Origin of the sequence: Brucella oryzae, from assembly GCF_041929965.1 — a bacterium.
In the GTDB taxonomy this organism is placed as follows: Bacteria; Pseudomonadota; Alphaproteobacteria; order Rhizobiales; family Rhizobiaceae; genus Brucella; species Brucella oryzae.
Genome location: NZ_JBHEEO010000003.1, coordinates 294,062 through 304,186, shown reverse-complemented (window position 1 = coordinate 304,186; position 10,125 = coordinate 294,062). Strand labels below are relative to the sequence as shown.

The window sequence follows — 10,125 nt, the reverse complement described above, 5'->3', positions numbered from 1 at the left end:
ATATGTTTGAGACGCTCGGGTCCGGGCAGATACTACTGGCAGATCGCGCTTACGACAGCGACGGTTTGCGCCAAAGCTTTAAAGAACGAGGAGCATGGGGCTGCATCCGCCCCATGCCAAACCGTGTGAATATCCCCGCCTTCAGCCCATGGCTCTATAAGCAACGGAACGCGGTCGAAAGGTTCTTCAATAAACTCAAACACTTCAGGGCCATCGCAACGCGATACGACAAACGCGACGACAATTTCCTCGCATCTATCCAGCTTGCTGCAATTCGTATCTCGCTACGTTCTTATGAGTCGGTTACCTAAAGTATTTTTGCGCAGGTACCACGGCCCGCACAGCGGCGGAATTGACAGGCGTCAATCGCAATACAGCGATCCTGTTCCTCCACAAGCTCCGCGAAGTGATTTTCGAGGAATTGGCTGCATCAGAGCTGGGTCTAATGGGCGGTGAGATCGAAGTCGATGAAAGCTATTTCGGCAAACGTAGGAAAGGTAAGCGCGGTCGCGGCGCAGCGGGCAATATCCCGGTCTTTGAGCTTTTGAAACGGGGGCAAGGTTCATGTCGTAATCATCCCAAATTCCAGTACAGACGCGCTTTTCCCAATCATCAAGGATAAGGTGAGACCGGACTCCATCGTCTATACCGACAGTTTCGGTGTCCATGATGTTCTGGACGCTTCCGAGTTCCATCACGTCCAGATCAACCACTCGGAATTGTTCGCAGACGACATGAATCATATCAACGGGATTGAGAACTTCTGGAACCAGACCAAGGGCCATCTGCGGGCTATAACGGCATTCCACAGCAGAACTTTCACCTGTTCATCAAGGAGTGTGAATGACGCTTCAATCACCGCCCTGTTGCCAACCTCATCAAAATTTTGCAACACTGGTGGTTCAAGTAACCGCGGACGCGCCATCTATGTCAGCCCCTTGTGTAATGCATAAATGGCGCGTCGATTTCGCAAACAATTACAGAAAAATGGCCAGAGAATTAAACCTCTGGCCATTATCTAACTGCTATACTCTCTATCGAGAGTTAATGGTCCAGAAATCCTGCCAATCCTGAAGCTTTGAATAGTCGCTTTCGGCGGTCTCGGAATGTGGAACGTAGAGCTGGTCGATGACTTTCACGATGCCGGATACTTCGCTTTCTGGAATCTTCGCGTCCTTGTTCGACGAAATCTTTCCATCGGCCAACTGCGGAGCCATGCCCTCTTCGGTCATCATGTAATGCACGAAGAGCTTCGATGCATTCGGGCTTTTCGTACCGGATGCGATAACGGCAACGCGTGGCGTCAGCTGTCCGGCCCAAGGCTTCATGCCTGCACAAATACCCATCGTGTAGCCATTCTTCTTGGCATCACGGAAGATCGACGTGCTGAGGAAGCCCATAAATGGCTTTTCCTGCCCCTTTGCACCGATGATCGGACCGACTTCCGTATCGCTCCGCGTAACGCTCGGACGGTTCTTGGCGAAGCGCTTGACCCACTCAGCAGTCGCGCTTGCTTCATCGGTTTTCAGTGGCTCACCGAAGAACTCTTCATATGCCTTGCGCATGGCTTCATCGTCATGCTCGGCAATCTGATTGAACCAGAACATCGTTTCGTTGCGCAGAAGCGGATCGGGCATAGCAATGCGGCCCTTCCACTCCTCGGTAGTCAGCGCCCAGATATTGTCGATCGGGCACTTATCGCCATGAACATCCGAGTTATAAGCCCATACCCACGGATTGAGGCTGGTAATGGCCGGGTTCTGATATTCCACAAGGATATCATCCTTGAGATCAGGTGGAAGCCAGCTGAGACCTGCGCCCTGAACGATGATTTCCGACGTAACTGATGGCAGATTGCTCATGTTGAAGACGTCCGTGCGAACATTGTTTGCAGCAGCTTCACGCAGAATGACCTGTTCCTGGTTCTGGCCATTCATCTTCACGCCTGTAGCCTTCACACCGTATTTTGCGGTGAAGGCTTCAGCCATGGTGACGATCTTGCCAGTGGCGTCCACAACTGTAATGCCCGGCTCTTTCCTGGCTGCTTCAATCAGTGCTTCGAGCGAGTAATCCGCATCCTTGATACCGATTTCAGCAGCAGGTTCCGCGAAAGCGGCCGTGCTTGCCAGAACTGCGGCGCTCAATGAAAGTGCCGCATATTTGCGAAGGGTTGAACGCATTATTTCCTCCAATGTTGATGATTATTGTATGAGAACGAAAGCGACGCCGCGTCAGTCCCTGATGCGCTTGGCTTCTTTGTCGAACACGTGGACGTGGCTGCGTTCGACATGGAACCAGATTTCATCGCTAGCCTTCTGGGCCGGAGCGTCTGCAGCGATTGCAAAAAACTGCTCGCCATGAACTGACACTTCGACGATCCAGCTGCCGCCGGTGGGCACGATATCCACCACTTTGGCTACACATCCGTGCTCAACGGGCGTATCGCTGAGACGCACGGATTCCGGCCGGATACCGACGGAACCGACATTGCCTGCCGCAATGCTCTGCGCCTTGAGGTAGTCGCGTGCCCATGTCGCCAACGCGCCGTTATTGCTGTCATTAAGCTCGATGATATTGATCGGCAGATTGCCGATGAATTCAGCCACAAAGCGATTGGCCGGGCGCTCGTAAATATCGTCAGGCGTGCCAAGCTGCTGCAACTCGCCTTCGCTCATCACTGCGATCGTGGTTGCCAATGTCATGGCCTCCCACTGATCATGCGTTACAAATACGACCGTAGAGCCCATTTCTTGATGAATACGCTTGAGCTCGGCACGCATTTCCAGGCGCAGTTTCGCATCGAGATTGGAAAGCGGTTCATCGAGCAGAATAATATCGGGCTTGAGCGCCAGCATACGTGCAAGGGCTACACGCTGCTGCTGACCGCCAGACATTTGTGCTGGCAAACGGTCGCGATAACGCTCGATGCCAAGCTTCTGCAGAACGTCATCTATAATACGCTGACGCTCAGCCTTGGCGACCTTATGCAACTTCAAGCCGAACTCGACATTCTGTTCGACCGTCATGTGCGGCCAAAGGGCATAGTTCTGGAACACCAGCCCCATGCCACGCTTTTCTGGTGGTACATAAATGCCGTCATCAACCGACACGATCTTCTGACCATCGACGAGGATCTGACCTTCGGTTGGATATTCAAGACCCGCAATCATGCGGAGCGTCGTCGTCTTGCCGCAACCCGAAGGTCCAAGCAGGCAGAGAAACTCCGATTTTGGAATTTCGAGTGAAAGCTTTTCAACTGCGGCGCGGGCGGCTTTGCCGTAGCTCTTTCTGACATCGCGAATAGTAATGCTCGACATTATTTGCCTCCCAATCCGTCAGACAATTTGCTGTTGGTGAGTTTTTGAACGATAACCGTGCCGCCAAAGGCGATGACGCAGATCATCAAAACGACTGCATTTGCGGCCTGGCTGTAGCTGTAGTCGACGAGGCGCAATGCATAGGTGGTGAGAACGTCCGTGCCCGGCACAGCCAGCACGACGACGAGGCTCAGGCCCTTGATGCCAGAGATAAACGGCAGCAGAATTCCTGAAACCAGAGAGCCTTTCTGGATTGGCGCGACAATCGAAACCAGACGACGCCAGAAACCGGCACCCACGATCTGGGCCGCTTCTTCAGGCGCTTTGCCAAGCTGCATCATCGCCGAGATACCCGCACGCGATGCGAATGGCATCTGATCGGCAAGGATCGCGAGAACCAGCAGGATCGGCGTTCCGTACAAGGCCGGAAGCGGACCGCGCTGCACTGCAAACATCGTGAGATAGGCCGCAGCAAATGCAATGCCCGGAACCAGATAAGGCAGGAATGTCACCTGACGCAGAAACGTGCCAACAAGCGAAACAGGCGTACGAGCCACGACATAACCGACCAGAAGGCCAAGCAGACCCGCACCCAATGCAGCCGAGCCGACGATCCACAGCGTGTTCCAGGTCGCTTTCCAGAACTCGCCTGTCAAGAGGATGCCATTGCTCATCGCGGTGGTGTTAAGATTGGTGCCGATCCAGAAATCCAGCGTGAAATTATCCAGCGTGAAAACGCCCGGCACACGCATAACCGTCGTCAGCAGAAGCGCCATCAGCGGAATAAACGCGCTGACAACGAACATGAGTGCGGCAAAGCTGAATGCAGGCACACGGAAGCGTCCGAGGTCGGTCTGGCGGTTCATAGAACCCTTGTTGCCAATAGTGACGAAACGGCGCGCTTCCTTGAGCAAATACATATCGAGGAAGATTGAAATGCTACCAAGCACGACAATGGTTGCCGCAAGAACTGCGCTCATGCCAGCCTGACTGGTCGAAATTGCGCGGAAAAGAGACGTCGCCAGAACGTCAAAACCAACCGGCACGCCAAGAATATAGGCGACACCGAAGTCACCGAGACATTTGGCGAAGATCAGCGTTGAAGCCGACACAAGCGACGGCAGCATCAATGGAAGAATGATGCGACGCGCGATCAGCAATTTGCCTGCACCCATGACACGGGCTGAATCTTCAAGCGTGGAATCAAACTGCCGCAACGCATTGCCGAAAAGCAGGATCACGAATGGCGTATAGTGCATGGCCAGAATGAGCATGATTGGCAACATGCCGTAAGCAAGCCAATCAGGTGGCGAGAAGCCCAAAGCTTCCATCCAGCTTGACTGACCACCGGTGGTGCGGTTTTTGAACAGGGTCAGCCAAGCCAAAGCGAAGGTCCACGAAGGCAGCATGTAAGGAACAATCAATGCTGTCGAGAACCACTTCTTGCCCGGTAAATTTGTGCGGCTCAAAAGCCACGCCAGTGGAATGCCCGTAACAAGCGCAAAGGCAATCGAACCGACTGCGATGATTGCCGTGTTCCAGAGCGGACGCCAGAACACATCCGTCGAAATCGCCGAGAAAAACGCACGGTTGAGATAATAGAAGGTCAATTCACCGATCTGCTGGCCCGAACGTGCCCGATCAGCGAACTGGACAATCACTGCATCTGACAAAAGCAGCACGATCGGCGCCGCAATCAGATAAGCAAAAACGATTGCGAGCATGACCCCGATCAGTGTCGTAGGGTCTGTATTATAGACCTTGTATTTGTAGGTTAGCTGCTTGTAATAACTCATTATTTTATCCACTTTGAGCCGAAGGAACCCAGACCGAAACCCAATCGGGTTGCAGTTGACTGTGTTCTGGCTTGCTGCGGGAGCTGGCACTCAGAAAAATGCCATGCGAATTGATCGCTTGCTGTGAAGCGAATTATGGAGGTGGTGCGCCAGCCTTCTCGCTCACCTCGCGCACCACGGACCACGCGGCTGCGTAATCTATGGGAATGAAGTGATCGTCACCCTGAAACTCGGCCCTCATTTCAGGTGTGAACGTGAAATTGAAAAAGCATCGCTTCATCTCAGCGACGAGTGACGGAGCCAAATTGTGCGCGTAAACAAATGACGAGGTTGGAAACAGATCGCTCTGATAGATCAGGCGAACCGCATCACGCTTCACAAGCCCCCGCTCAATCATGCGTTCAAGCACATCGGAGGCAATAGCCGCCATGTCGTAATCACCGGCGACAACGCCGAGGATCGATTTATCGTGCCCGCCCGACATGATAGGCGCATAGTCCTGCCCCGGCGTAAGACCTTCTTTTGGAAAGAGCGCGCGTGGCGCGACATTGCCGGAATTTGAGAATTGCGACGCATGGGCGACGCGACGCCCTTTGAGATCACTCAGCTTTTCATAAGGCGAGTCGGCGTGCACCACCGCTACCAGGCGATAGCCGCGCATCTGATCGCCAGTGCCCTTGGCGGCGAACGGAGCCGCGCCTGCGCGATTGACCGCCTCAATTGTCGGTCCCGTTGAGAAACCGGCAAAATGCAGACGACCCGACCGCATCGCCTCCACTTCATCCGCGCTTGACTGGATCGGATAGTAGACGATCTGTCGTCCAAGACAGGCTTCAAGATGCTGGGTGAACGGCTTGAAGAGCCGCGCATAAACCGCCGGGTCTTCGATGGGCGAATAGGCCCATACGAGTGTCTGCGGATCACGCCACTGGGAAGCGTCTTTGGGAGTATCTGCGACAAGGTCGCGGTTCTCGTCGCAATAACGCTCATCCAGCGCGCCGCGATAAGCGCAAGCAGCATCAGCGGCATTCGCATAAGCGATGCACAGCTGAAGCCCAAATAAGGTCATGCCTATGCGACATGCCACCCCGCGCCAGAACATTTTTTCCTCCCTGGACGCTTGCTATGATACAAGCGCCGCAGCCTCATCCGATATTTCTCAGATACTAACAATTCCAGCTGTCAGAATCCTGTCGTCCGAAAACTTGCATAGAGTCGTTCCACACAACATGCGTATCCTTCTCGTAGAAGACACAATCGATATCGCGTTTGCTATTGCTTCTAAGCTTGAAAAAGAAGGCCATATCGTCACGACTGTCTATGATGGCGAGCACGGAGAAGATCTGGCCGTGAACGGCTGTTTTGATCTTGTCGTGCTCGACATCAACCTTCCGGGCCGTGACGGCTTTGCGATCCTGCGTAATATGCGCGAACAATCCTCGTCCTGCCCCGTATTGGTTATCACCGCACGTAACCAGATTGCCGACAAGATCGATCTTCTGGAGCTTGGTGCCGATGATTATCTGGTCAAACCCTTCGATCTCAGGGAGCTTGTTGCCCGGATCAGAGCTGTCGCAAGACGGCATATGGGCGTGGCGCAGCCGGTTTTGCGGATCGGCGATTTATCGGTCAATCTGACGCAGAGATCAGTGATGCAGGGTGACGAGCCGTTGGATTTCGGGCGGCGCGAATTCGATGTGCTGGAAATGCTTGCCACCCGTTTCAATGTCACTGTCCCAAAAGATATGCTGGTTCTGAAACTATTCGGCCATGAAGATACCGGCACACCCAATGCTATCGAACTGCTGGTTTCACGCGTGCGGAAGAAGCTCGAGAACAGCACAGTTGAGATAGTCACACAACGCGGCGTGGGCTATCTGCTCCGGCTTAAAGCACCGCAACTCTGATGGTAAAAGGAGCAGAAAACAGGGAATATTCAATTCAGCGCCGCATTCTGCTGGGCAGCGGAATGACACTCTTCGCTGTCACGGTTCTGCTCTTCTTTCTGGGTCGGTGGTATGCGCATCGGGCCGCCGATGAAGCATTTGATCGCGTTCTGGGAGCTGCAGCTCTCTCCATCGCAGACACGATAACTCTGCAGGATGGTGCGCTCAGCGTCGATCTTCCACACTCGGCTTTTGCTATCCTGGGCACATCGCGCCTCAATCGTATCTTCTACCGCGTGGTGGCCCCTGATGGTAGCCTCTTGACCGGTTCGCCCATTCTCGGACTTGAAATTCCGCACGGCAACAATAATCGCGTCCGTCTGAACGACAGCGTTTATCGCGGGGAAAAAGTGCGGATTGCAGCTGTCGCACGTTATCACAGCGATGCAAAGGGCGGCGGCTGGGTCGATGTTCTGGTGGGGGAGACACGCGAAGCGCGAAGGCAGCTGACCTTGCAGCTGAGCCTCAATACAATCTTGCCTGCGCTTGGCGTGGCTTTGCTTGCATTGGTCCTTATCTGGCTCGCGATCCGATTTGCATTCAGACCATTGCGAACAGTCGAGTCTGATCTGCGCCAGCGTTCCTCATCCGACCTGAACCCGGTTGCTGGTCCCATTCCCAAGGAGGTCACCGCACTGGTCGCGGCACTCAATGATTTCATGGGACGCCTGAACAATGTGCTTGCCGGATTGAAGCTGGTTACCGCCGATGCAGCTCATCAGATGCGCACGCCGCTCACGGCCCTGCGCGCATTGACGGAACTGTCGCTCGAAGAAACTGATCCAGACCGGCAAAAGGAAATCCTTGCCCGTGTCCATGCCAATTCCATAAGCGCAAGCCTGCTCGCAAATCAGCTTTTGTCCGAGGCGACCACACTGCACAGTATCCAGTCGAGAACGCCCGAAACGCTGGACCTGCGGCAGGTTACCCAAGAAGCCGTGCGAAGATTGCGCGCTGAAGGCGGCTATTCGAATCTGCAACGAACAATCCGCTTTGAAGCGCCTGACAAGCCGGTCTATGTGAGCGGCGAAACCATCAGTATCAGGGAAATGATTCGAAACATCGTCGAAAACGCGCTCGTTCATGCGCCCGGCCCTGTTACTATCAGTCTTAACCAGATTGGAGCTACGATCACGCTTGGCGTGCATGACAGAGGCGTGGGACTTGCACCCGAAATGAAAAAACGCGTCTTCGAGCGTTTTGTCCGCGGAGACCAATCAAAGCCGGGGTCGGGCCTCGGATTGCCGATAGCGAAAATGGTTGTGGAGGCGTTAGGCGGTGAAATTGAATTGCGGGACCGCCAAGGCGGCGGAACAAGCGTTTTGGTGACATTGCCCGCAACAACACCGGGGCCAGATGTATGAGACGCATTATCCTGCAAGTTTGCGCCGTTCTGATGTTGACAGTACCTTCCTTGCATAACACGCATGCGCAAAATGATCCGACGTCAAAACCCGAGTTTCAGATTGTCGGCGACATTGCACCCGAAACCATAGCGCCCGTTCAGGCCGGACTTGCCCGACAGTTGCCGGGCGTCGACATCACATATCGGCAGATCAGGCCGGGTGAATGGACCTCGCGGCTTCTTGCGGGCGCTGAAGAGGCAAGCGCCGCCGATCTCGCTATCCTTTCCACGCCAGATCTTGCTGTGCTTATCGCCAATGAAGGCGGCGCACAGCCAAGAAACGGAATTGTCCGCAATGCCGGACTGGCGCCACAGGCTCATTGGCGCAGCGAATTGTTCAGCATCGGTTTCGATCCAGCGGTAAGTGTTGTCAAACGCCGCGCGCTCGACAGTGAATTGCCTACGACACGCATTGAACTTGCACGGCTTCTAGAGCAGAACGCCGTCCGCTTTCAACGGCGTGTCGGCATCGTCAATATTGGCATTGATAATGTCAGCTACACTTTGGCGGCTCAGGATTCGATCCGCTCTCCACTGTTTTGGCGTATTATTCGCGCCTTTGGCGCGTCACAGGCGCGTATCTTCGATACAAGCGAAGAGCTGTTACAGGCATTGTCGGCTGGCAATATCGACCTTGCCTATAACGTGCCGTTGTCAGACATAAGCAAATGGCAATACGATACTGCGGATTTTGCAGTGATTGTGCCACAGGATTACGTTGTCGCCCTGCCCTGGACCGCCCTCATTCCTGAGCGAAGCAAACATGCAACCATCTCCGAACAGGCGATCATGTTTCTCCTGTCTTCCAATGGACAGATGATTCTTCAGGAAACTGGTCTTGTATCGGAAACGAGCCCTTCGGACGTAGCATCACTGCAACCTGTCGAGCTTGGGCCGGAGCTTCTGGTTTATCTGGATGGACTAAAACGCAGCCGCTTTTTGGACACTTGGTTCCAACTAATTGTTCATAAGTAACAACACCTTTCAATAAATCCTGAGAATGGCTTATCCAGTTTAGAGTATTACTTCTTCGTCATTCGAATGGACCGCAAGAACACCATCGCCCTCTGGCCATCGGCACAAAAGTTGAGGTTGTTGGACCTCCGAACCTCCCTTCTGGCATGTCACCTTGTACAATTTGGGTCCCCCTGAAAATTCAGCAAGCTGGGCAGATTAATTGGCCGGGAATCTGTTTTGATCCAAAGACACAGGTGGCGCCCGGTGCCGACCAAACGCGAACCGCTTAATTTCCAGATTGCCAGCTAGAATCTAGTTAGTGCGAAGCAAAGTTTTCTCGTCAGAGCAAAATCAAAATTGGTAGAGATATACCAGCCTTGCTATGATGGGCGATTGCCAGTCCTTGCGGACTATCAACGCCTGGAACGTTGCTGTAAGGAAAGCCTGCCATTCGTCGATGATCTGCAGGCTAGGCTTGCCGACGTCCTCGCCAACATTGCAGATACGCCGATCAGCAGGTTGGAGAAATTGCTGCCACGGGACTAGACACCGACGCAAACACCAGCCGTTGCGGCATAGAATCAACCATAGATCGCAAAGCCAGCCGAATGATGCCTATGCCGATCCCGTCATGAGCATGCAGGTCAACCAAACCGTCTCAGCTGATGCCATCACGCAGTATCTCATTAGGATCGCGACCGAGC

Annotated in this window: 8 protein-coding genes and 1 pseudogene; 5 read left to right on the top strand and 4 right to left on the bottom strand. The window is 53.8% G+C overall.

All coding sequences use genetic code 11. From position 1 onward, the window contains the following. Positions 1-311: transposase (locus JNC70_RS04870; RefSeq protein WP_374788550.1), on the top strand; the 311-nt coding region annotated here is incomplete at its 5' end. Then, positions 308-844: pseudogene (locus JNC70_RS04865) on the top strand (IS1595 family transposase); the annotation flags it as partial. The gene JNC70_RS04870 and the pseudogene JNC70_RS04865, both read left to right, overlap by 4 nt. A 190-nt stretch (positions 845-1,034) precedes the next feature. Here JNC70_RS04865 and JNC70_RS04860 read toward each other — a convergent pair. The 4 genes from JNC70_RS04860 to phnD form a co-directional block, all read right to left on the bottom strand. Then, positions 1,035-2,180: an ABC transporter substrate-binding protein gene (locus JNC70_RS04860; RefSeq protein ID WP_104755477.1), complete on the bottom strand. Its 1,146-nt coding sequence runs from the start codon at positions 2,178-2,180 to the stop codon at positions 1,035-1,037. Between the two features lie 51 nt (positions 2,181-2,231). After that, a complete protein-coding gene (locus JNC70_RS04855; RefSeq protein ID WP_104755478.1) occupies positions 2,232-3,317 on the bottom strand; it encodes an ABC transporter ATP-binding protein in 1,086 nt (361 codons plus the stop codon). Continuing rightward, positions 3,317-5,113 carry an ABC transporter permease gene (locus JNC70_RS04850; RefSeq protein ID WP_104755479.1) on the bottom strand — a complete coding sequence of 599 codons (1,797 nt, stop codon included), beginning with the start codon at positions 5,111-5,113 and terminating at the stop codon, positions 3,317-3,319. Before JNC70_RS04850 ends, JNC70_RS04855 begins: the two co-directional genes overlap by 1 nt. Before the next feature lie 133 nt (positions 5,114-5,246). Next, complete coding sequence (gene phnD / locus JNC70_RS04845; RefSeq protein WP_104755480.1) at positions 5,247-6,215, bottom strand: phosphate/phosphite/phosphonate ABC transporter substrate-binding protein; 969 nt, start codon at positions 6,213-6,215, stop codon at positions 5,247-5,249. 127 nt (positions 6,216-6,342) lie between these two features. On the opposite strand from phnD, the gene JNC70_RS04840 reads away from it, so the two are divergent. From JNC70_RS04840 to JNC70_RS04830, 3 genes are all read left to right on the top strand, one after another. After that, positions 6,343-7,020 carry a response regulator transcription factor gene (locus tag JNC70_RS04840; RefSeq protein ID WP_104755481.1) on the top strand — a complete coding sequence of 226 codons (678 nt, stop codon included), beginning with the start codon at positions 6,343-6,345 and terminating at the stop codon, positions 7,018-7,020. 62 nt (positions 7,021-7,082) lie between these two features. Next, positions 7,083-8,423 carry a sensor histidine kinase gene (locus tag JNC70_RS04835; RefSeq protein ID WP_245414749.1) on the top strand — a complete coding sequence of 447 codons (1,341 nt, stop codon included), beginning with the start codon at positions 7,083-7,085 and terminating at the stop codon, positions 8,421-8,423. Then, positions 8,420-9,439, top strand: coding sequence for an ABC transporter substrate-binding protein (locus JNC70_RS04830; RefSeq protein ID WP_104755483.1), 1,020 nt, complete (start codon positions 8,420-8,422; stop codon positions 9,437-9,439). Before JNC70_RS04835 ends, JNC70_RS04830 begins: the two co-directional genes overlap by 4 nt. Positions 9,440-10,125 lie beyond the last annotated feature (686 nt).